Origin of the sequence: Levilactobacillus namurensis, assembly GCF_032197885.1 — a bacterium.
GTDB lineage: Bacteria > Bacillota > Bacilli > Lactobacillales > Lactobacillaceae > Levilactobacillus > Levilactobacillus namurensis_A.
In genome coordinates this window covers 1,842,688-1,866,221 of the sequence record NZ_CP134159.1, presented here as the reverse complement: position 1 = coordinate 1,866,221, position 23,534 = coordinate 1,842,688, and the positions used below count along the sequence as shown (strand labels likewise).

The window sequence follows — 23,534 nt, the reverse complement described above, 5'->3', positions numbered from 1 at the left end:
GCCTTTTCCTAGGCGAGCTAAGGAACGCTCACCAAGGAAAATTTCACGGCTGAGCCTTGTCTGGCCGTCCTCACGGCTTACATTTGCTTAGTCATCATGATTATTAGCCGTTCCAGAGGGCCTTTAAGCTTTTGGGGTCAGTCTAGCTTGGGTTTTTAGATGCGGCTGACGGCCACGCTAAATTTAAAAATTGATAAAATCGATAATCAATCACGCATTTTAAGAGCCCTGAAGCGGGTTTAATGGGTGATGTGCTGTATGATGGACATGACTTAGAAAACCACCGATAAATGAAGCACGAATCAAGTTCGGCGGGTGACTACCGGACTAACAGAGCACCAGATTCTGTGCTTGCACGGGACTGGGGCTTTTGTTTTGGAGATGATAAAAAATGGAATCAGAGAGTCAGAAACCCGTTAAAGAACTCACGCAACACCAAGCGGCCGAAGAAGCGGCCGACTTGCGACCACAACTGATCGACTGGGGGAAGCAGTACTACGACGCGGACGCACCGGCCGTCGAAGACGACGTGTATGACCGGGTCTACGCCCGCTTAGTGGCCTTAGAGACCGCCTTTCCCGCCATCGTCACGGCCGATTCACCGACCCAACACGTCGGCGGGAGTGCCCGGGGCGACCTGCCTAAGGTCCGCCACGAGATTCCCATGCTGTCGCTAGGGGACGTCTTCTCCATCGACGAGTTAAAGGACTTCGATGCCCGGCTCCGGGAGAACGTTCCCGCCGATTACGCCGGCTTCGACTATAACTGCGAACTAAAAATCGATGGCCTAGCCATCAACCTGCATTACGAAAACGGGAAGTTCGTCCAGGGGTCGACGCGGGGTAACGGGCAGATTGGTGAGGACATCACCGCGAACCTGGCTACGCTACCGTCGATTCCCAAGACCCTGACGCGGCCGTTGACCATTGACGTGCGGGGCGAGTGCTACATGCCGAAGCAGGCTTTCCTCGACCTGAACCAACGGCGGGAAGCCCAGGGCCAAGCGCCATTTGCCAACCCCCGGAACGCCGCGGCGGGCAGCCTGCGTCAACTCGACGTCCAGGTGACTGCCGACCGGAAACTCGCGACGTTCATGTACAACATCGCCGACTATGACCCGTTGGACACCCGGACCCAAAGCGGGCTTCTCGACGAGCTGGCGGAGCTGGGGTTCAGTACCAACCCGACCTACCAGGTCGCCCATGATATGGACGACGTGCAGGCCTACATCACCACTTACACGGGACAGCGGGCTGACCTGGCGTACGGCATCGACGGCATCGTGATCAAGGCCAACCCCTTACCGCTGCAGCGGGCCATGGGGGCTACGGTCAAAGTTCCCCGGTGGGCGATTGCCTACAAGTTCCCGCCCGAAGAGGTGGAAACCGTGGTCACCGACATCGAGTGGACGGTCGGCCGGACGGGTATCGTGACGCCGACCGCCGTGATGAACCCGGTCCAACTGGCCGGTAGTACCGTTGCACGGGCGTCGTTGCATAACCCCGATTACCTGGAAGCCAAGGACATTCGCTTGGGCGACACGGTCCTGTTGCACAAGGCCGGGGACATTATCCCCGAGATCTCGCAGTACGTGGCGGCCAAACGTCCGGCTGACGCGCAACCGTATCCGATCCCAACACACTGCCCGTCCTGTGGGGCCGAACTGGTTCACTTGGATGAGGAAGTGGCGTTGCGCTGCATCAACCCCAGTTGCCCCGCGCAGTTGGCGGAGGGGATGAACCACTTTGCGTCCCGGAACGCGATGAACATTGCCGGGTTGGGACCACAGATTGTGGCTCAGCTCTTTGACCGGCACTTGGTCACCGACGTGGCCAGTTTGTACCAACTGACCAGCGACCAATTATTAACTTTAGATAAATTTGGGGAGAAGTCGGCCCAAAACCTCTTGACAGCTATCGACAATAGTCGCAATAATTCACTAGAACGGTTGCTATTTGGGTTAGGGATTCGGCACGTGGGCGCTAAGGCCGCCCGGTCGATTGCGGCGCACTTCGGGGACATTCAACACCTGATGGCCGCCGACGCGGACGCCATCGTGGCCATCGACACCATTGGCCAGATTATTGCCGACAGTGTGGTCACCTACTTCAGTACCGACCAGGTGCACCAGTTGATCGACCGGTTGGCTGCGGTTGGCGTCAACCTGACCTATACCAGCGGCGCCGTGGTGACGGCTAGCGATAGTCCGTTTGCCAACCAGCGGGTGGTCCTGACCGGGAAGTTGCAAGAGCTGACCCGGCCGGAAGCCACGGAATGGCTGGAGCAACACGGCGCGACCGTGACGGGCAGCGTCTCCAAGAAGACGGATCTCCTGATTGCGGGGGAGGCGGCCGGCAGTAAGCTGACCAAGGCCCAGAAGCTGGGGATCACCATCTGGAACGAGGCCCAATTACAAGCAGCCATGACTGAAAATAATGGATGACTTAGGAGGATACATCGTGAAACGGTTACGAATGGTTATTGCATTAGCCGCCATTCCGCTTTTCCTAGCGGGGTGTGGGGACCTGGGAAGCTCGAGCATGTCTTCGGGTTCTAAGGGTAGTACGTCCGGGACTCAGCTGACGGGGCAGAGTACGGATAGCGACTACGAAGGGGTCATTCAAAGCGGCCACTACCGGGTCAGCAAGTCCCGTGGGGTGACCAACACCCAGGATTCCGGGAACACCTATAATTTGAAGAGCTTCGAGAACGGGATGTTGAACGTTTCCAAGAAGGTCTTCTCGACCAAGAACTACGTCTTCCAGGAAGGGCAGTACCTGAGTTCGGATACGGTCCAGGATTGGTTGGACCGGAAGTCCAAGACCAACGCCACCGGGTTGAACCCCGTGGATAACGGCTCGAAGTCATCGACTAAGCGGAACCCCGTCTACATCCAGGCGTTGGAAGAACAGGATTACATGACCCAGAAGAACAATAAGCTGTCCTTAGCCGGGGTCACCGTGGGAATCGCGGTCAACTCGGTCGACTACTACAAGAAGGAACAGTACGGGGCAACCTACCAGACCAAGATCTCCAAGGCGGATGGTGAAGCCTACGCCAAGAAGACGGCCAACACGGTCCTGAAGCGGATGCGGCAGAAGTCGGCGCTCAAGAACGTACCAATTGTAATTGCCATTTACCGGCAGGCCTCCAACGACAGTCTGGTCGGCGGGAACTTCTTAGCTTACTCGAACAACAAGGCGGGGACCACCAGCGTTTCCAAGTGGACGGCGTTGGCCCAAAAGAACTACGTCTTCCCGTTGGAGAGCGGCCAGTCGAGTCCTAACAGTAACGATGCCAGCTCCTTCTCCAACTTTAAGAGCCAAGTCGAGAACTTCTTCCCGAACTTGAGTGGGGTCACCGCTCAGGCCCAGTATGACGGGAAGAACTTGCAGGGGATGCACATCAACATCACCACGCAGTTCTACAGTCAGACGGAAATCATCAGCTTCACGCAGTACCTCCAGACGGCGGCGCAGAAGTACCTGCCATCGGGAGTCCCAATTGACATTACGGTCTCCTCAACGGACGGGATCCAAAGCTTCCTGTCCCGGAAGGCCAGCGAAAAGACCTTCAGTAGTCACGTCTTTAACAGCTACTGATCGGGTCTTAAGATGAGATGAATGGGCGGCGGTTTTTCGATTAAGGAAAAACCGCCGCCTTTTTGGTGAGAATCTTTGGCGTTAGGGCGATATATGGTAAAATAGCAATGTGTGTTTATTCGCAGAACTAAGCGGGTAAACGGGTCATACGGATAATTAAGAAAGAAGGATAATTGATGGCTAATCGAATTAATCGTGAGCAAGTTCAACACGTCGCTGAACTGGCCAAACTCGAGTTCACTGATTCTCAGCTGGACGCGTTAACCCCGCAACTCGATGACATCATCGGCTTGTTTGAATCACTCAGTGAGGTGGATACCACCGGCGTTGAACCAACCAGCAGCGTTACGGATCAGATCAACGTGATGCGTGACGACGTAGCGGACAACTGGGGTCAAAGTGCGGCCCTGCTGAAGAATGCACCGGATGCTGAACGCGGCTACATCAAGGTGCCAGCCATCATCGATGAAAGTGAGGACTAATTAATGGATTACTTAAAGCAAGACCTCGCCAGTCTGCATGCCGATTTGGTGGCTAAGAAGTACAGCGCTAAGGAATTAACGCAACAGACTTTTGCCAATATCAAGGCTACGGATCCCCAAGTCGATGCCTTCTTGCATTTAAATGAAGATGAAGCTTTGGCGCAAGCCGACCAGATCGACGCGGCCGGCATTAGCGAAGACCAGCCCTTAGCTGGGATTCCGATGGCGTTAAAGGACAACTTGGTGACCAAGGACGTCACGACTACGGCGGGTTCGAAGATCTTAGGGAACTTCAAGCCGGTCTACGACGCCACGGTGGTTCAGAAGTTGGCCAACGCCCAGATGATTTCTGTGGGGAAGACCAACTTGGATGAATTCGCCATGGGGAGTTCGACGGAAAACTCCGCCTTTAAGACCACCAAGAACGCCTGGGACCACACCAAGGTCCCCGGTGGGTCTTCGGGTGGTTCGGCAGCCGCAGTGGCGGCCGGAATGGTTCCCGCATCCTTGGGGTCCGATACCGGTGGTTCAATTCGCCAACCGGCCTCCTTCAACGGGGTCGTTGGGATGAAGCCAACTTACGGCCGAGTTTCCCGGTGGGGCCTGATTGCCTTCGGGTCTAGCTTGGATGCCATTGGCCCCATGACGCGGACCGTTAAGGATAACGCCTTGATGCTCAGCGCGATTGCCGGGCACGACCAACACGACCTGACCAGTTCCGATAAGGCAGTGCCGAACTACGCGGCAGACTTGACGGCTGCAACTAGCGTCAAAGGCTTACGGATTGGGTTGCCGAAGGAATTCCTGGGTGACGGGATCGCCGATGACGTGAAGCAGGCCATCTTAGCGGCAGCGGACACTTACCGGAAATTAGGGGCAACGGTCGACGAAGTCTCCTTACCGCATAACAAGTACGGGGTCGCGGCTTACTACATCATCGCTTCATCCGAGGCGTCCTCGAACTTACAACGGTTCGATGGGATTCGTTACGGTTACCGGGCGCAGGACGTCAAGAACCTGGAAGACGTCTACGTGAAGTCCCGTTCCGAAGGCTTTGGTGAAGAAGTTAAGCGCCGGATCATGTTAGGGACGTTCTCCTTATCTGCTGGGTTCTACGATGCCTACTTCTTGAAGGCGGCTCGGGTCCGGACGGTCATCTTGAACGACTTCAAGGCCATCTTAAAGGACCACGACTTCATCATGGGCCCCGTTACGCCTACCACGGCGTTCGGCATTGGTGAAGAGATCACCGACCCGATGACCATGTACATGAACGATATCTTGACCATTCCGGTCAACTTAGCGGGCTTGCCAGGGTTGTCCTTACCAGCCGGCTTCAGCCAAGGGTTACCGATCGGGATGCAACTGATTGGGCGGCCATTTGACGAAAGCACGCTCTATCAAGCTGGTTACGCCTTTGAACAAAACACAGAATTTCATACCAAAGTTCCAACGTTAGGGGGTCACAACTAATGAATTTTGAAACGACTATCGGACTGGAAGTCCACGTTGAATTAAAGACGAATTCGAAAATCTTTAGTCCATCACCCGTTGAATTTGGGGATGACCCTAACGCCAACACCAACGTGATCGACTGGGGATATCCAGGGGTTCTGCCGACCACCAACAAGGGCGTTGTCGCTGATGGGATCATCGCGGCACTGGCCTTACATGCGGACGTGGAACAACACACCCACTTCGACCGGAAGAACTACTTCTATCCAGATAACCCCAAGGCTTACCAGATCACGCAAGCGGACAAGCCAATTGCGCATGATGGATGGGTCGAGATCACGGTTGACGGTGTGAAGAAGAAAATCGGGATCGAAGAAATGCACATCGAAGAAGATGCCGGGAAGAACACCCACGAACGGAATTACTCCTACGTGGACTTGAACCGGCAAGGCACGCCACTGATCGAAATCGTGTCGAAACCCGATATTGCTTCTCCAGCGGAAGCCTACGCTTACCTGGAAGCCTTGCGGCAACGGATCCAATTCACGGGGATTTCTGACGTGAAGATGGAAGAAGGGTCCATGCGGGTCGACGTCAACATTTCGGTTCGGCCGGTGGGTCAAGAGAAGTTCGGGACCAAGACGGAATTGAAGAACTTGAACTCCTTCACTTACGTCAAGCGGGGCCTGGAGTACGAAGAAAAGCGGCAACAACAGGTCTTGATGTCCGGCGGTAGCGTACGACAAGAGACGCGGCGGTTCGACGAAAAGACCGGCGAGACCATCTTAATGCGGGTCAAGGAAGGGTCCGATGATTACCGGTACTTCCCAGAACCCGACTTGCCAGCGCTGAACATTTCCGATGACTGGATCAAGGACTTACAGGCAGCGATGCCGGAAATGCCTGGGAAGCGGCGTGAACGTTACGTCAACGACTTAGGCTTGACCGACTACGACGCCATGGTCATTACCCAGACCAAGGAAATGTCCGACTTCTTCGATGCCATGATCGCTTTGAAGGCGGATCCGAAGATGGCGGCCAACTACCTGCAAGGGGACGTGAACGCCTACCTGAACGATAACCAAGTTGATCTGTCCGCCACTAAGTTGACACCAGCCAACTTAGCCGGTATGATTAACCTCATTTCCGATGGCACGATTTCGACCAAGATGGCCAAGAAGGTCTTCAAGGCCGTGACCAAGGGTGAGGAACCTAAGGCCTACGTGGAAGCACACGGCTTGGTTCAATTATCCGATCCAGCTAAGCTTCAACCAATCATCGATGATGTGTTGGACCAGAATCCACAATCCATCGAAGATTTCAATAACGGGAAAGACCGGGCAGTCGGTTACCTGGTGGGTCAGATTATGAAGCAGACCCACGGGCAAGCTAACCCACAAGTGGTCAACAAGTTATTGATGGCTGCTTTGAAACACTAGAGAACAATGGAGGCACCAGCATGCGTAAACGGGCACGGGTGATTTACAACCCAACCTCAGGCCGTGAGGCGTTAAAGAAGGATTTAATTGATATTTTGGCAGTGTTCGAGCAGGCCGGCTATGAGACCAGTGCCTACGCGACCACGCCAGCGCCGAATTCGGCTCGTGACGAGGCAACTCGGGTAGCCCGGGCCGGTTTCGAGCTCATCGTGGCGGCGGGGGGCGACGGGACCATTAACCAAGTGGTCAATGGGATCGCCGGCTTACCGCACCGGCCCAAGATGGCCATCATCCCGGCCGGGACCACCAACGACTATGCGCGCGCACTGCACATTCCACGGGAGGACCCCTTGGCAGCCGCTAAGGTGGTCTTGAAGGAACAGACGGTGAACATGGACATCGGCCAGGCCGGTGACCAGTACTTTATCAACATCGCGGGTGGTGGCCTGTTGACCGAGTTGACCTACGATGTACCGTCCAACCTGAAATCCATCTTCGGTTACCTGGCTTACCTAGCCAAGGGCGCCGAACTCCTGCCGCAGATCAAGCCCATCGAGATGGACCTGACCTATGACGGGGGCCATTTCCGGGGAAAGGCGTCGATGTTCTTGCTCGCGCTGACGAATTCCATCGGGGGCTTCGAAAAGATCGTGCCCGATGCCGCGTTGGATGACGGGAAATTTACTATGATCATCGTCAAGACGGCCAGTCTGCCGGAATTGCTCCGGTTGATGGGGCTGGTCTTGAATGGCGGGAAGCATATCAACGACCCGCACATCATTTACGTGAAGACCAGCAAAGTGGTCGCACGGCCGGTGGAAGACCGGATGATGATCAACTTAGACGGTGAATATGGTGGCGATGCGCCGATGAAGTTCCGCAACCTGCGGCAACACATTGAGATGTACGCCAACCTGGACGCCATTCCGGATTCCGCGGTGACCATGGAGTCGCCAGAAATGCTAGAAGCAGAACAGAAATTCGTCAAGCAGGTGGAAGAACTGCCTGCAGACCCGGCGACTGATTCGACCGATGCGGCCGCCAAAAAATAGATAATCGTTTACGGAAAGGGGATTTTGCGTCATAATGGTGCAAAGTCCCTTTTTTAACGCTTAGAAAATATGAGGTAATTATGAAAAGCACAGCACCAGTAAAGAAGAACCAACAGTTAGACGTCACCATTACGGACCTGACCTACCAAGGGTTAGGCTTAGCTAAGGTCGACGACTTTTCCCTGTTTATCGAAAACGCCTTACCCGGCGAAGTGGTCACGATTCAGGTGACTAAGGTCCAAAAGCACTACGGGTTCGCGCGGGTCGTGGCCTTCAAAACCACGTCACCTGACCGGGTCACCGATGTCGATAAGACTTACCGGCAGACGGGCATCGCGCCTTTGCAACACCTGAGTTATCCGGCACAATTGGCGTTCAAGCATGATCAGATCGCCGAGTTGTTCAAGAAAGCCCACATTGACGTGGCCGTGGCCCCGACTTTGGGGATGGATCACCCGACTCAGTACCGGAACAAGGCCCAAGTGCCGGTTCGGCAGATCAAGGGCCAACTGGAGACTGGTTTCTACCGGCAACACAGCCATGACCTGATTCCGCTGGAAGACTTCTATATCCAAGACCCCGAAATCGATAAGGCCATCGTGAAGGTCCGCGACCTGTTACGGCAGTTCCAGATTCCCGCTTACGATGAAATCAACGATAAGGGTGTCATCCGCAACATCATGGTGCGGCGGGGCTACTACAGCCACGAGATGATGATCGTCTTGATCAGTCGTCAGCAGAAGATTCCCAGTCAGGCTCAACTGGTGGAGCAGATTCACCAGGCGCTACCTGAGGTCAAGAGTATCGTGTTAAACGTCAACGCCAAGCGGACCAACGTGATCATGGGGAACGTGACGCGGGTCCTTTACGGCAAACCGACGATTGAAGACCAATTGATGGGCTTAACGTTTGCAATTTCGGCGCGGTCCTTCTACCAAGTGAACCCGCAACAGACGGAAAAGCTCTACCAGATGGCCATTGATAAGGCCGGCCTGACGGGCAACGAAACGGTGATTGATGCTTACTGTGGGATTGGGACCATTTCACTGGCCCTGGCCAAGCACGCCAAGCAGGTCTACGGGGTCGAAATCGTCCCTGAGGCCATTGAGGACGCGAAGGTCAACGCCCAGAAGAACCACCTGACCAACGTGGACTTCGCCGTGAACAAGGCGGAAGACCAGATGGCACAGTGGCAGGCAGATGGTGTCAAGCCGGACGTGATCGTGGTCGATCCGCCACGGAAGGGCTTGGCTCCTAGCTTGATTGAGAGTGCCGCTAAGATGGCGCCGCGCAAGGTGGTTTACGTTAGCTGTAACCCATCGACGCTGGTCCGTGACGTGGCCCACTTCGAAGAACTGGGATACGCAATCGATGGAGACATTCAACCCGTCGACCAGTTTCCACAGACGCCGCACGTGGAATCGGTGACGGTGCTGAAGCGGAAAGACTAAGGATATGTCAAAATGAAGCGTGCTCGTAGCATCTGACGGTCGTCAGGTGAGCGGGCACGCTTTTTGGGTGAGATGGATTATTGGAATACTTGTGAGAGATTGTGTTTTTGGAGACCATGCATTTGCCGGCTAACTCGGTGGCAGGTATAATCGTAAGTGATTAAATTTGGTGGATAGCCGTTTTGTGAATGCTTATTTGGCGGCGTTTGTTTAGTGTGTTCCCCGTGTGTGCGGGGGTGATTCTGACAAGTAGTCGGTCTTGTATTGATGACGTGGGTGTTCCCCGTGTGTGCGGGGGTGATTCTTGGCAAAGGGGTGCACCCCCTGCAACCAAGTTGGTGTTCCCCGTGTGTGCGGGGGTGATTCGGAAAGATACGCGGATCGGACAATGGCTTGTCAGTGTTCCCTGTGTGTGCGTGGGTGATTCCAGGACGCTCCAGATACCTTAGTATGGGTTGCCGTGTTCCCCGTGCGTGCGGGGGTGATTCTGCCGTGGTTTTAAAAACGGCGATCAGTCTTTGGTGTTCCCCGTGTGTGCGGGGGAAATCTTCGCAACAGCGAATTATTAAATGGCGTCTTTGCGTCTACGCGTGAAGGTGCTATTTTTTAGGCCATGATATACATAATTCAAATTGAAAAACGCTTAGACACTGACTAAAATGAAGGGGGGGCGATATAAAGGGAGTGGTGAGATTTAGCGGAGATGATGAAATGATAACGGTAATCTTTGATCAGCACGGATGCAAGGCGTTTTTCAAACGCTACGCGCATCAACAAGCAATCATTGAACGACAAATTTCAGATGCCGTTAATCGGGAAATCGCAACTGGAATGACGAAAGTCAAGCTGGCAACCCGTACTAAGGTATCTGGAACTTTCTGTTACGAATTTCGTACAAACTTAGGTAAATTGGGATCTGCGCGCCTAGCTTTTATACATCGAGGTCACCGCGCCACCGTAGTGTTTATCAGTCACGACTTACAAAAGTCCACGTTTAGTCACGAGCTCATCCAAATTCTGGGGGTGACTAAATGAAGTGTATCCCCTTGAAACAAGCGACTACACTGATGAAGCAAATGCTTAAAACGTCGCGCCCTGGGCGGTTGGTGCTACTAACGCGCAAGAAGGATCGGTCGGTGACGCTAAAGATTACACAACAACGGGTAACGTTGGTTGAACAGGGGTATCGCAACGTTACGACTACCTATCCCGTGGCTATTGGTACGGCCAAACATGCTGCCCAAGCTGCTTTCAAGCGTGAATTTCCCCGAAGCCACCAAGTGTATGTCGGAGAATAATCTAAAAAAATGATGATGGTCTGCCAAGATATAGTACGGGGAATGCTTTTCTTGGGTAGTGATGATACATAGTAATTGTGAAAAGTTGTTATGGCCTGTCACTTTTTGTGGTGTAGGTGTTCGGTGGTCATGCGTGTAAAGATGGTTTAGGGAGCAATTCTTAGTGAAGGAGGAAATAAATCGATGACTTTCGATGCAGTTAGGGCTTTAACGTCAGCTGATTTGGAACTCCTTATCCAGTTTTACCAAGCTGTATGTGCCCAGCAATCTGGGGGAGACAACCCAGATTGGCATTGGGGTGAGTATCCTAGCCGGAACCTGTTGCGGGAGGCTTTACAGACTCGGCGTGTCATAGCTGGGTTCATCGACCAGAAGATTGTGGCAGCCGGTATCCTATCAGTTGGGGACGATGAAGATTATCAAGGTGTGAACTGGTCTTACGTTGTTGATCGTCAGATTGCGGTCCTACACCTTTTTGCCGTCCATCCGGATTTTCGTCGTCGAGGGTTGGCTACGGCACTCATGCAAACGCTGGTTCAGGCAGCTCGAGATGCGGGGCAGCGGGTCATTCACTTAGACGTATTGACTCGTGATACGTCAGCAGAGCAGTTTTATCGCCGATATGGATACCGTTTTGTGGAGGAACGAATCTTAAATTACGATGACATTGGTGAGACAGCAGCGCGAATGTATGAGCTGATGGCGGATTGATTAGCCGTTGGTTTTAGATGAAAGAGGAGTAGCGAACCATCATCCGCTACTCCTGAGTGTGATTAGGGAGTAAGAACGATTTAGAACAAGCTAGCCTTTGTGGTTAGCTTTTTCTACGTTTTGTCAATAAAGATGTTGTTAAATCAATGGCCCTATTGCTATTATTTTAGTGATTTATAGCCAGCTAAATAAGCCTTGGAGGTATCAAATTTTTTTCAAGGCTGGTATTATAAACTATGTTTTATGATGAGAAATTTAGGGTCTAGGTTCCGGAACGATGTTCTTCGTTCCGGAGCCTAAATGAATGTTACTTCGATTGAGGGCTCAGCTCATAGGAGTAAGGTTGATTCGTTTTTATCAGGTATAGGATTGTTTTAATAAGACGATCCATTTGACGGACGATGAGTTTCTTCTTTGAAGAAGAAGCTTCTCGTCTTTTTTCGTATGCATCGCGAATATGATTGTCGCCCATCTTAGGATTAAGCATAAGAACGACCGTCCAATACAAGATTCGGCGTGCATGGGGATTACCGTGTTTGGTGATATGGCGAGCGGATTGATGGTCACCGGAGTCAACTTCCGTTGTGTCCAGGCCGACATAGCTGTTCAATTGCTGACGGGTATTGAACCGTCGGATATCACCTAATTCACTAATTAGCCGAATGGCGGTACTGCCACCAATACCAGGGATTGTTTGAAGAAGCGTAAACTCTGACAAGGATTTACCTAAGGCCATCATGCGCACGACCTGCTGGTCCTGCGCTGCTTCTAGGGTGAGAACTTGTTCCGCCAAAGCTTTCATTTGCCGCGTGTTATCCGAAGTAACGGGTACGGCGTCACCATTCTGAGCGGCCAGTTTCCATAACTTTCGTGCGGCATCGTGAATACGCCTAGCGTTCATCCCTTTGAAATGTGCTGCTGATATTCGTGCTTCTAACGCGTTAAGGTCGCCAATTTCACGAACGATTTGTGCATGCGGGAAGAGTGTTAGAATCTTCCAAGCCAGCTTTGTATCGAAGTTAAAGCCACCCTTGGAGGCCCCAAATGACGCAAATACAAGCTGTAAGACACGATGAGCTCGATTGCGGGCCCGTTTCTTATCCTCATTGAGTTGGTCGTAATAACGGTTCATATCCGTTAATTCACGATAGATGGGATCCTGTTTGTAAGCTAGAAGATAGGGCTCTAACTGTTCGGTAAACTCGGTAATCGCCAATCGGCGCGCATCACGTTGATCGTTTTTTCTCATTCGCGTACCAGTGGCGATGCGATTCTTAGCCGCCAGGGGATTTAAAATATGGTAATTCAAATTTTCTTGTTGAAGGAAATACTCTAAGCGCCGGGAGTAAACACCAGTCGCTTCAAAGACGATTTCCGCTTTTCCGCCGAACTGAAGCACGACGTGTTTCAGTTCATTAAATCCCAGTGCATCTAGAGGGACGGTCAGTTCTTTGGCGACGATTAAATCCGTCGCCACCGCAACGTTAGCTTTGTTTTTACTGACATCGATTCCAATAATTGTTCGCATAATCATATACCTGTCTTTCTGAAGTCTTCACGTCAGTTTTAGTAATCTCGTTTTCAAAACACGGCTTCGAGAGCCCAAATACTTTGATCAAATTGACTAAAACCAGTGAAGCGGCCATTTTTTATTACGGTCTCAAGGACCCAAAGCGCCCACGGCCTGTCTTCACTACCACTATAAAGTAATAGAGGCATAGGAGCACCCCGTCGGGTAACTTCTATGCCTCTAAGCTTAGTATTTTTTTATTGTGGGGATATTTAGATAATTGTGGGAAACTGTGTTTTTTAAGATCATACTAGTGGTGGTTGGCTTGAGGAGTAAGTATAATTATGGTTAGATTAAGTGATTAAATTTATTGGGTTATTGATTTAAAAACGTTGATTTGGCGGCGTTTGTTTAGTGTGTTCCCCGCGTATGTGGGGGTGATTCCCAAGACCGCCAAAGAAGTTGCAACTACTGGTAGTGTTCCCCGCGTATGTGGGGGTGATTCCGCGAACGCCTGGCAGTTCTCTTCGTCTTGGCAGTGTTCCCCGCGTATGTGGGGGTGATTCCTGACTGAGTTCAGCAGGTTGGCAATGTTGCTGGTGTTCCCCGCGTATGTGGGGGTGATTCGTACAATGTTCTACAGGCGCTTAGTTGCCCAGGGTGTTCCCCGCGTATGCAGGGGAGAGTTCCCACTTGTATTTAGTCTATCGGGTGGTATGATAAAGCCAAGAATGTTATCCCTTACAGTGCGGTAAGGTGATATCAGCCATAAAAGTTGTTGTATAGAATGCAACGACAGTCGGTTTCTATAAGGTGGACTATCCATCAGTGGTGGTCCGTTTCGTGTGCTCAGGTGATTAACTTAGTCCGAGGAGGCTAAAATGATGCAAGCACAAATGGTGACCTATCCCGTCATTCTTCATCCGGATAACGGCGAGTACAATGTTGAGATTCCCGATATCAATCATGGCACGTGGATTCGCGGCACCAGCGCGGCACAGGCTTTGATTGTTGCACGCGACATTATCGGTAAGACGTTGGCGCGGGTGACGGATTTACCCGCCGCTACGCCATCCGGTGAGTTAGAGTTAGCGGAATATGACGTGGAACATTTGGTAACGGTCAATTTAGCGGACTTTCGGATTCCTGAGACCAGCAGATAAACGAAGATTTAACGGGCATCCAGTGACGACTGGGTGCCCCTTTTTTGTGCTTTAAGTAGACTGAAAAATTGAATTTATTATATAAATCTGAGAAAGCGCTTTTAATGAAACGCAAAAACCCGTAAAATATTGGATGGTGGTATAAAAGTTTAAGGAGGAAAAGGTATGGTTAAGAGAAGTTGGCAGACTGACCGTGGTGGTCGTCTGTCAGGGTTGAGTAGGTGGTTCCTACTATTAGTAACGGTTGTCACATTGGGAAGTGTGAGTGTTTCGGCTCACGCCACGCCCGTTACAGCTGAATCAGTTACGGCTGGCCAGCTTCAAAAAGCAGTTGGTGTTGATGGTGCCGTTGCGACGCCGGTAACCCAAGCAAGTGGGATTTCGGCGCAAGTTTATCGAAATAGCTCCGCGCTAGATTTGGCGCAGCAAGTACGGTCAGGTAAGGTGACTAGCACGCAGCTGGTGCAACAAGCAATTGCCAAGGTCAAGGCCGATAATCCGCAGCTTAACGGGGTGATCACGTTACGAGAAGATGCTGCGCTCCAGGAAGCTGCGGCCTTGAAGGATACCGGGCAGCCCTTTTTAGGTGTGCCCATCCTGATTAAGGGTCTAGGTCAGACGATTAAAGGCGGTCAAAATACGGATGGCCTTTACCCAAATCGAAATGCGATTAGTGGTTATACGGGCATCTTAGTTCGTAACCTGCAATCGGCAGGGTTCATCGTGATTGGTCAAACTAATTTTCCCGAGATGGGATTGCTGAATGTGACGACCTCTAAACTCTATGGCGCAGCGCATAGTGCCTGGAATACTGATTATCAACCGGGTGGTTCGTCAGGTGGTTCGGCTACTAGTGTTGCTGATGGCATGGTGCCAATTGCGACCGGTAACGATGCCGGTGGCTCGGTTAGAATCCCCGCGGCCTGGTCTGGACTAGTGGGCCTAAAGCCGACCCAGGGCATGATTCAGGGGGATGGCTCAGCGGTCACAGCGCATACGGTAAACTTTGCCGAAACGAAGACCATGGCGGACACCCAGCAGCTTTTTGACGCCCTCAAGCAATCTAGGGCCAGTGCACCAGCTGCGCCTAGTCAGCTAAACAAACTGACGATTGCGTATACGACGAAATCCCCGGTGGGAACACCCGTTAGCGCGGATGCCGTTAAAGCCGTTCAGCAAGCGGTATCCTTCTTAAAACAGCAAGGATTTACGGTAAAGGAGGTCAATCCGCCAGTGGACGGGAAGGCCTTAATGCGAGCCTATTACATCTTGGATACGTCGGCTGGCAGTGTTGCCAACTACGTGATTCAAACGGCCACCAAGAAGGCCATGACTAAGGACGATGTGAGTCCACTGACTTGGGGACTTTACCAGGCCAGCAAGAACTTGACCAAGGAGCAGGTCGCACAAGCCAATGCCACGATTGCGGATGGCGCCGCTAAGATGGCAGCCTTCCATCAGACTTATCCGCTACTCCTAACACCCACGGTAGCTACGACGGCACCACTAGTCAGTGATCCCGCAGTCCTACCACAGTATGAAGCTAAGTTGAAGAATATGGAGAACGTCCCCGTTGATCAACAGATGCCTTTGATTTATGATGCTTGGCTACATGGGTTAAGCATGACACCATTTACCCAGCAAGCTAATTTGACCGGGGAACCTGCGATTAGTTTACCAACCTACGTGTCTGCTAAGGGCTTACCGCTAGGAATTCAGTTTACGGCAGCTAAGAATCAGGATTGAACGCTGATGGCGATGGGTGCGCTGTTTGAGCAACATCATCTTTTTAAGACGTTAGCAGACGCTCAGGCAACGCCCGAACCATCCCCGTCGACCGGTACGGGTTCTTCGACGACGGGAGCCTCTAGTCAACCGCAAGTCACCGAACCCAGCGTGACGCCAACGGCCCCCGTTGTTCGACCGACAGCGCCCGACCAGCAAACCGCTAAGCCAGCCAAAAAGATAGTTAAAGTGGTCTACGTGACGTCACCATTTAAGCTGTACCGAGACGCAGCCCGGCACCAGGTCAAGCGTCAGTACAAAGCCCATTCACGGACTACGGCCCCGAGCTTTAAAGTGCTACAAGTCATCAAGACGGCTACGGGTCAGCGCGTGTACCGGGTTAAAGGCGGCTATCTGTTAGCAGGCCATGGCGTTTATAATCGTTACTACCAGCGAGTGCCGCAAAAGTCAAAGCGGGATATTCGAGTCATTGCGAAGAAGGGCGTTTATGAGTACCGGACGGTGCACCTTAAGCGTCAACAGCGCATTAAGCATGTAAAGGTTAAGAAAATTTTACACGTTAAGAAGATTGTGAAAGTCGGTCACGTAACACGTTATCAGTTGAAGAACGGGCATTACGTCACCGCCAACCGTCAATTTGTTCACTGGAACTAAAAAATGATTAACCACCATAAAAGCACGTTAGGGATGTCGGTATCCCCAACGTGCTTTTTCAGAAGCAACTGGACACCCCGTGCTAAAATAAACTTAAACACAAAACAAAGAGGGCATCAAACCATGGAAAATCAGATTCATCCCCGCACCTGGGGCGCCATCTTGTCGGTGGCTTTGCTTAGTTTACTAGGGATCATGACCGAGACGTCGATGAACGTCACGTATCCGGAACTCTCCCGGGAGTTCGGGATTTCGCTAGACATGACGCAGTGGATCACCACGGCCTACCTACTCATGGTGACTATTATGATGGGGACCACCGCGTATCTCTTGAAAAAGTATCATCCCCAGCACCTGCAAGTTGTCGCGGTCATCACGTTCATGGTCGGCGACGTGGTCTGTGCCGTCGCCCCCAGCTTCACCATCCTGCTGGTCGGCCGGTTGGTCCAAGCCACCGCGACTGGGTTAGCCACGCCAATTTTATTTCACCTAATCTTCACCCAAGTACCGCGCGCCAAGCTGGGGATGATGACCGGCATCGCCGGGATGATTATTTCCCTAGCCCCCGCGTTAGGGCCAACGTACGGTGGGCTAGTCTCATCGACCATGAGTTGGCGCATGATCTTCTGGTTCCTGTTACCGTTCGGTCTAGTCAGCTTGATTGGTGGTCAGATCTTTGTCCGGGGTGAAGTCATCGCGCATCCCAAGCCGTTTAGCTGGCCCAGCTTCATTGCGTTAGCCTTAGCGATGCTGACCTGGGTCTACGCCTTTTCCGTGATCGGTAAGCAAGGCTTTAGCCTAAGCTTCTGGGGCTTACTGGCGTTGGCCGTGGTGCTCTTTGGCGGGTTCGTCTGGCAAAATAACCGGGGCGCCGCGCAATTAGTCAACCTCCAAGTCTTCCGGCACGCGGCGGTCCGCGACGATGCGCTGACCTACTTCGGTCTCCAGTTCTTAAACATCGGCATCTCCGTGGTGATTCCCGTTTACGCCCAGTATGTTCTCCATACCGGGGCCCTGTTAGCCGGGATTATCCTCTTGCCGGGGACGCTGGTTGGGGCGGTCATCTCGCCACTGGCGGGTCACCTGGCCGACCAACGCGGGTTCCAACTGCCGATACGTATCGGGACCAGCCTGTTAGTGGTGGGGGCGCTGTGTTTCTTAGCCTTCCAGCCGAAACTCACGGCAATCTGGCTACTGGTCTTCTTTATCGTCCTACGAGCCGGGTTCAACTTCTGCTTCTCCAACACGATTTCCAACGCCACCACGCAGGTTCCCGTCCAAGCAGCGACCGATATCAGTTCGCTCTTCAACATGGTTCAACAGTTAGCGGGGGCGACCGGCGTGGTCTTCTTGACGGCCCTAATGGCGATTTTTCAAAATCAAGGCCAGGGCAGTCTGGCGACGCGCACCTACCAGGGTGGCCGGGTCGACTTCTGGATCACCTTGCTCCTGGCCGTGGCCATCGCGGGCATCAGTGCCGTCAACTATCACCGGCAGAGTCACGCAACGAACTAACACTGAAGGCGTCTGGGACTATCCCGGACGCCTTTTTTCTTGACGAGACACCGCCTCGGGTCCCACGCTTAATCGTCCGGCCAATGCGCACGCAACGCCGCCAGCACTGGCGCCACCCGTTGCCGGTCAGCCTTGAGGTAGCTGGCGTAGATGGGCATCTGGGCGACCGCGTCACGGATGGGGCGGCATACGCGGTGGTCCGTCGGGGTGACCACGTGCGGGTCGAAGCGCGAGAGGTTGGTACTGAAATAGGGAAAGTCGGAGTAGGTGGTGATTTCACGAAAGGCACTGGGCTGGGTTTGGTAGAGGAACTTAGCCTGCGGGATTTCCCGTTGGATCACGTCGCGCCAGCTGCCGATGTCTTGGAGCACTAGGAAGCTCATCCCCCGAAGCTCCGCAAAGGTCACGGTGGTCTGATTGGCTTGGTACATGAACTGGTCGAGGTTGACCGCGAGCTTTTCGCGTCCTAAGTAGCGCGATTCCAGTACCGGTGTCTGTAACTCCCGTTGGGTCAAGACCAGGGTCGCTTGGTGCGTGGTCAACAGGTCGGTAGCTTGGTCGCTGGGCGAAAAGGTCGTGGTCACACTCAGTGCCTGGTCGGTGTGCTGGGCAATTTTACGGGCCAACAGGAGTGGTCCGGGCAGGGTCGCGGTGATGGTCAGGACCCGTTGGGCGTGGTCGAACGCCTGGACCTGAGTCGAGAACGCTTGATGTTGCGCCATGAGCCGGGTCGCCAGTTTCGCGGCGCGGCGTCCAGTGGCCGTCAGCGTGATCCGGTTGGGCTGCCGGTCGAAGAGCTGCACCCCCAGGTCGTCTTCAAGCTTTTGCATTCCCCGGGTCACCGTGGGCTGGGTGACGTGCAGTTGTTGGGCAGTTTTCGCCAGTGTCCCGGTCTGACTAAAGGCCACCAGTTCTTCCAGTAAATAGGGCTCAATCATAAACTCAACTCCTTAGTATACGTTATCTGTATACTAGTATAGCCAACGGGTAATTTTCAAGCCATTGGTTTGGCAGTAGGATGGAATCAATCAAGTGATACGGAAAGGATGATTCGATGGCAACGATTCCTACAACTACCTTAAGCAACGGGGTCACGATGCCTCAGTTGGGCTTCGGGGTGTTCCAAGTCCCGGACCTCGCCGAATGTGAGACAGCGGTCACGACCGCGATCCAAGCCGGTTACCGGCTGATTGACACGGCGACGGCCTACCAGAACGAAGAGGCCGTGGGGCGCGCGATTCAAAAGAGTGGCGTTCCCCGGGAAGACTTCTTCGTGACGTCGAAGCTCTGGGTCTCTGATTTTACCTACGAACGAGCCAAGCGCGGCATCGATGCGTCGCTTCAGCGGTTAGGCTTAGACTACCTGGATCTCTACCTCTTACACCAACCTTATGGTGACGTGATGGGGGCTTGGCGGGCGCTTGAAGAGGCCTACCACGCCGGGAAGATTCGGGCCATCGGGGTCTCGAACTTCTACGCCGATCAGCTGAAAAACTTGGAACTGACCATGACGGTTCCGCCAGTGCTCAACCAGATCGAAGTGAACCCCTGGTACCAGCAAGCCGACGAAGTACGCTTCAATCAAGGCGAGAACGTCCGGGTCGAAGCCTGGGCACCGTTCGCCGAAGGGCAGCACGACATCTTCACCAATCCGACCCTGCAACAGATTGCGGCGGCTCACGGCAAAACGACCGGCCAAGTCATCTTGCGCTGGTTACTCCAACGGGGCATTACCGTGATTCCTAAGTCGGTTCACGCCGACCGGATGGCCCAAAACCTCGACGTCTTCGACTTTGAGTTAACCCCGGATGAGCTGACCACCATCGCGACGTTGGACCGCCACGAAAGCCAATTCTTCGACCACCGCGACCCGGTCACCATCGAGCAGATTTTCGGGTCCAGCCTAGCGCAGTTACACGATGAAACTAAAGGAGGAAATAAATGATGACAACCCCTAAGATTCAATTAAATGATGGTACTCAGATTCCCGCTATCGGGTTCGGGACCTTCCAGATTCCCGCCGATGGCAGTACGGTCAAGGCCGTCAAGGAAGCCTTAGCAGCGGGGTACCGCCACATCGATACGGCCGTGGCGTACTTCAACGAAGCCGAAGTCGGCCAAGCGATTCGCGAGAGCGGCATTCCTCGCGAAGACATCTGGGTCACCAGTAAGTTGTGGCTCCAAGACTTCGGGTACGAACCCGCCAAGAAAGCCATCGACCTGTCCTTAAAGAAGTTGGGGCTAGACTACCTGGACCTCTACTTGATCCACCAGCCTTACGGCGACGTACCGGGGGCTTGGCGGGCCATGGAAGAAGCCCAGCAGGCGGGGAAGCTCAAGTCCATTGGGGTCTCCAACATGACGCCTAAGATCTGGAACCAATTCGTTCCGCAATTTACGGTCAAGCCATCGGTCAACCAAGTCGAGTTCAACCCGTACTTCCAGCAACGCGACTTACGGCAGATCTTGGCGGCTGACGACGTGAAGCTCGAAGCCTGGGCACCGCTGGGTCAGGGTAACCGCGACCTGTTCAATGAACCGGTGATTCAACAACTCGCCCAGAAGTACGGCAAGGACGCTGGTCAGGTGATCTTGCGGTTTGAGAACCAAGAAGGTATCATCGTCTTCCCGAAGTCCGTTCACGCCGCACGGATCAAGAGCAACCTGGACATCTTTGACTTCCAGTTAACGGATGCCGAACTGGCCCAGATGCGGGCCTTAGACCAGGGCCACGGCCAACACGATCCCGACGCCCCTGGCGTTCAAGATATGCTGTTGTCGGCCTTTGACGTCCACGCCAACGATTAAGCTAAAAGTTACCCAACGTTCCCAGCTCAAGTGCGCGTGAAATCGCATGAGTGGGGACGTTTTTTTGACGGTCACGGGCGGCTTAATTGATGGCAGGTTTTCGAACATGGGGGACAGTTCCGGTGGGGAAGCATGCTATAATAACGTCATCAGTAAAAATATTGTGTACGTGGGGAATCATGGGCTGAATTCGTGACAGGGCGGTCGTTAGTCGCTAGAATTTAGGTAGAATGGTTCTTGCAGTCAGGGGATGTTACCGCGATGTTAGAAAACTTATTAGCGGTTATTCGAGAAGAAAATTTATCAGAACAGCTTTACCATAGTTTAGTGGGGATTGAATTGACGGAACACCGGGTCGACCAGCAGGGTCACTTGAGTCAGCGTCCTCAACCGCTGCCTTGGCGGAATCGCCCGACTCATCCGTATCTGCGAACGGGAAAGTTACCCAGTCAAGTGGAGTTGATCACGGAGCCGAACCCCAACATCGGCGGGACGTTGGACCGCTTAGATACGTTACAAACGGTGGTCTACCGTTCTTTGGAGGGGGAGGACCGCATCTGGCCGCTCAGCCTGCCACCAGTCTTGGCCCCTTCGGAGTTGACGCAACTAGGCTCGACCTGGCAAGCCGACTGGTTGACCGGCGTCCAGTTCCACTACAGTTTACCGGATCCGGTGGTTCATCGCCTGTACAGCCATTACACGGCCGACTTCGATTCCGTGGTGGCGTTTAAAAACGAGCTCTACTTCCGCTTAGCGCAGAACTTCGTCCGGTACCAGTGGCTCCTGACGTACCTCTTCGGGGCCAGTCCCCTCGTGGAGGATGGCTTCTTCGAGACGGTCCCGGCGGCCCTGAGTCATCCGGTGCGCAGTGTGCGGCAGAGCGGCGTCTTACCTAGCGGAACGCCCGTGACCTACACCTCGCTGGCGGCGCACCTAGGGAACCTCCAACGGATCATGGATGCCGGCAAGACGGTCATCAACGGTCCCGTGCGGTTACGGGGGCAGGTCAAGCCCCAGGACTTCTTGACCGGGGGCATCGGGTACCTGGAATTCCGGGGCTTTGACAACACGCCCTTTACCACCAATGGCGTGAGTCGCCACGCCATGTACTTCCTGAAGACCTTCTTGATCTACCTACTGACCCAGTCCTCACCGACCACCAACCTGGCCAGTGACTTAGCGACCGCCCGGGATAAGAATACCGCGGTGGCACTGGAGAATCCCAACGCGGCCACGCAGTTCCAAGCCCAAGGGCAGGCCATCTTCAAGGCCATGCGGACCATGCTGGACCAACTGCACGCCCACACCGAACAGCAACGAGCCCTCGACGACCTAGAAGAGGTCTTGATGCACCCCGAGTTGACGCCCGCGGCCAAGCTGTTGACGCATATGGTGCACGGCAGCTTGATGGATTACGGCTTACGGGTCGCCAACGCGTGGCGCTACCAACGGCTGTCGTCGACCGCGCTTTTGCCGGTCTACCAGACGCTCTCCGAACGGTGCCAGCGCTTCATCTTAACGGCCATGCAAGCCGGTGTGCAATTCTACCAGGTCAAGGATGAGTTCGGCGCCGACCTCTTGCTCTTCACGTACCAGGGGGTCACCCAAGTCTTGCAGGAGCAGGACACCCTGATGCGTGATCCCCGAGCGCGGTTGCGTCAGCTGTTCCCGGATCTACCGGAAGCGGGCAACCACTAGAACTCAGATAGTAAAGGAGACGGTTTCGTGGAGTTGCGGCTTTTACGCTACTTTTGGACGATTGCTGAAGAAGAGAACATTTCCCGGGCCGCCGAGCGCCTGCACGTGACGCAGCCGACCCTGAGTCGCCAGCTTCGCGAACTCGAACAGGAGCTGGGGACACCCCTCTTTGAACGCCAGAGCAAGGGGTTAGTCCTGACCGATGCCGGGTTGTTCCTGAAGAGTCGGGCGGGGGAAATCCTCCGGTTGACTCAGCAGACCACCCAGGAATTCGTGAATCGACGCCAGCAGTTGTTCAGCGGGCACGTGGCTATCGGGTGTGTCGAGGCGGATAATTCGGACACCTTAGCCATGATGCTCGAGGACTTCGTGAGCGACTATCCCCAGGTCACGTTCCACATCTTCAGCAGTGCCAGTGACATTATCACCGACCAGCTGGACAAGGGGTTGTTAGACCTAGCGATTCTATTGGAACCGGTCAATACTGACAAATACGCGACGTTGACGTTACCGCGGACCGAGCAGTGGGGGTTGCTGGTCTCCAAAGACGCATTCGTGGCCCGGCAATCCAGCGTACATCCGGCCGACTTGGCGGGGATGCCCTTGATGCTGTCGAACCGGCCCGAGGTCCAGCAACTCATCTTGGATTGGTCGGGGCTCACGCGCGACCAGTTAAACATCATTGGCACTTACAACCTGAGTTTTAACGTGTTGCCCTTAGTGGCCCACCAGGTTGCGGCGGCCTTGATGATCGCTGGGGCCTTGTCGAACCGGCAACCGGCAGACACGCGGTTTATTCCGTTAGCGCCCACCATGCAGACCAACTGCGTGCTGGTCTGGCGGCGCGACCGGCTCTTAACCCCGGTCGTTCAGGAATTTATTCACTACTTCCAACAAGCCTTTGGTTCAGCCAAGGCGTAAAGGGTCACCCCCAGCGGGTGGCCTTTTTT

At 53.7% G+C, this 23,534-nt stretch carries 19 protein-coding genes and 1 CRISPR repeat array; of the genes, 17 read left to right on the top strand and 2 right to left on the bottom strand.

All coding sequences use genetic code 11. The features are described from left to right. Positions 1–391 precede the first annotated feature (391 nt). From ligA to RIN67_RS09010, 9 genes are all read left to right on the top strand, one after another. Positions 392–2,443, top strand: a complete 2,052-nt coding sequence (gene ligA / locus RIN67_RS09050; protein WP_265000281.1) for an NAD-dependent DNA ligase LigA — start codon at positions 392–394, stop codon at positions 2,441–2,443. Next, a complete protein-coding gene (locus RIN67_RS09045; RefSeq protein WP_265000280.1) occupies positions 2,436–3,602 on the top strand; it encodes a CamS family sex pheromone protein in 1,167 nt (388 codons plus the stop codon). The genes ligA and RIN67_RS09045 overlap by 8 nt, the downstream gene beginning before the upstream one ends. Positions 3,603–3,778: 176 nt before the next feature. After that, positions 3,779–4,084: an Asp-tRNA(Asn)/Glu-tRNA(Gln) amidotransferase subunit GatC gene (gene gatC / locus RIN67_RS09040; protein ID WP_024748224.1), complete on the top strand. Its 306-nt coding sequence runs from the start codon at positions 3,779–3,781 to the stop codon at positions 4,082–4,084. A gap of 3 nt (positions 4,085–4,087) precedes the next feature. Beyond that, positions 4,088–5,557, top strand: a complete 1,470-nt coding sequence (gene gatA, locus RIN67_RS09035; protein ID WP_265000279.1) for an Asp-tRNA(Asn)/Glu-tRNA(Gln) amidotransferase subunit GatA — start codon at positions 4,088–4,090, stop codon at positions 5,555–5,557. Next, positions 5,557–6,978, top strand: a complete 1,422-nt coding sequence (gene gatB, locus RIN67_RS09030) for an Asp-tRNA(Asn)/Glu-tRNA(Gln) amidotransferase subunit GatB (protein ID WP_024748226.1) — start codon at positions 5,557–5,559, stop codon at positions 6,976–6,978. Before gatA ends, gatB begins: the two co-directional genes overlap by 1 nt. Positions 6,979–6,998: 20 nt before the next feature. After that, a complete protein-coding gene (locus RIN67_RS09025) occupies positions 6,999–8,030 on the top strand; it encodes a diacylglycerol kinase (protein ID WP_056944619.1) in 1,032 nt (343 codons plus the stop codon). 80 nt (positions 8,031–8,110) lie between these two features. Further along, complete coding sequence (rlmD, locus tag RIN67_RS09020) at positions 8,111–9,481, top strand: 23S rRNA (uracil(1939)-C(5))-methyltransferase RlmD (protein ID WP_265000278.1); 1,371 nt, start codon at positions 8,111–8,113, stop codon at positions 9,479–9,481. A gap of 1,136 nt (positions 9,482–10,617) precedes the next feature. Beyond that, positions 10,618–10,779, top strand: a complete 162-nt coding sequence (locus RIN67_RS09015) for a hypothetical protein (protein ID WP_313872919.1) — start codon at positions 10,618–10,620, stop codon at positions 10,777–10,779. 183 nt (positions 10,780–10,962) lie between these two features. After that, positions 10,963–11,490: a GNAT family N-acetyltransferase gene (locus tag RIN67_RS09010; protein WP_265000276.1), complete on the top strand. Its 528-nt coding sequence runs from the start codon at positions 10,963–10,965 to the stop codon at positions 11,488–11,490. A gap of 307 nt (positions 11,491–11,797) precedes the next feature. Here RIN67_RS09010 and RIN67_RS09005 read toward each other — a convergent pair whose 3' ends face one another. Next, positions 11,798–13,024: an IS110 family RNA-guided transposase gene (locus RIN67_RS09005; RefSeq protein WP_313872918.1), complete on the bottom strand. Its 1,227-nt coding sequence runs from the start codon at positions 13,022–13,024 to the stop codon at positions 11,798–11,800. Between the two features lie 392 nt (positions 13,025–13,416). After that, positions 13,417–13,688: a CRISPR direct-repeat array (repeat unit 28 nt; unit sequence GTGTTCCCCGCGTATGTGGGGGTGATTC). A gap of 193 nt (positions 13,689–13,881) precedes the next feature. Between RIN67_RS09005 and RIN67_RS09000 the strand changes: the two genes are divergently transcribed. The 4 genes from RIN67_RS09000 to RIN67_RS08985 all read left to right on the top strand — a co-directional run bounded on the left by RIN67_RS09000 (position 13,882) and on the right by RIN67_RS08985 (position 18,078). Further along, positions 13,882–14,163 carry a hypothetical protein gene (locus RIN67_RS09000; protein WP_146155116.1) on the top strand — a complete coding sequence of 94 codons (282 nt, stop codon included), beginning with the start codon at positions 13,882–13,884 and terminating at the stop codon, positions 14,161–14,163. Between the two features lie 165 nt (positions 14,164–14,328). Beyond that, positions 14,329–15,909 (top strand): amidase family protein, encoded by a 1,581-nt coding sequence (locus RIN67_RS08995; protein WP_313825916.1) that lies wholly within the window; start codon positions 14,329–14,331, stop codon positions 15,907–15,909. Positions 15,910–15,915: 6 nt separating this feature from the next. Further along, positions 15,916–16,563, top strand: coding sequence for a DUF5776 domain-containing protein (locus tag RIN67_RS08990; protein WP_313825917.1), 648 nt, complete (start codon positions 15,916–15,918; stop codon positions 16,561–16,563). Positions 16,564–16,686: 123 nt separating this feature from the next. Beyond that, positions 16,687–18,078, top strand: a complete 1,392-nt coding sequence (locus RIN67_RS08985) for an MFS transporter (protein ID WP_265000251.1) — start codon at positions 16,687–16,689, stop codon at positions 18,076–18,078. A 68-nt stretch (positions 18,079–18,146) separates the two neighbouring features. Here the strand turns inward: RIN67_RS08985 and RIN67_RS08980 are convergent, their stop codons facing one another. After that, complete coding sequence (locus tag RIN67_RS08980; protein WP_265000250.1) at positions 18,147–19,016, bottom strand: LysR family transcriptional regulator; 870 nt, start codon at positions 19,014–19,016, stop codon at positions 18,147–18,149. Between the two features lie 116 nt (positions 19,017–19,132). On the opposite strand from RIN67_RS08980, the gene RIN67_RS08975 reads away from it, so the two are divergent. The 4 genes from RIN67_RS08975 (at position 19,133) to RIN67_RS08960 (ending at position 23,505) form a co-directional block, all read left to right on the top strand. Next, complete coding sequence (locus RIN67_RS08975) at positions 19,133–20,023, top strand: aldo/keto reductase (protein ID WP_265000249.1); 891 nt, start codon at positions 19,133–19,135, stop codon at positions 20,021–20,023. Further along, entirely contained in the window at positions 20,020–20,886 is an 867-nt protein-coding gene (locus RIN67_RS08970; RefSeq protein WP_056944604.1) for an aldo/keto reductase, read from the top strand. The genes RIN67_RS08975 and RIN67_RS08970 overlap by 4 nt, the downstream gene beginning before the upstream one ends. Positions 20,887–21,147: 261 nt before the next feature. After that, the gene (locus RIN67_RS08965; protein WP_265000248.1) at positions 21,148–22,584 is read left to right on the top strand and encodes a gamma-glutamylcysteine synthetase; all 1,437 of its coding nucleotides are present in this window, start codon (positions 21,148–21,150) and stop codon (positions 22,582–22,584) included. A 27-nt stretch (positions 22,585–22,611) separates the two neighbouring features. After that, the gene (locus RIN67_RS08960) at positions 22,612–23,505 is read left to right on the top strand and encodes a LysR family transcriptional regulator (protein ID WP_107740442.1); all 894 of its coding nucleotides are present in this window, start codon (positions 22,612–22,614) and stop codon (positions 23,503–23,505) included. The last annotated feature ends 29 nt before the right edge of the window (positions 23,506–23,534 follow it).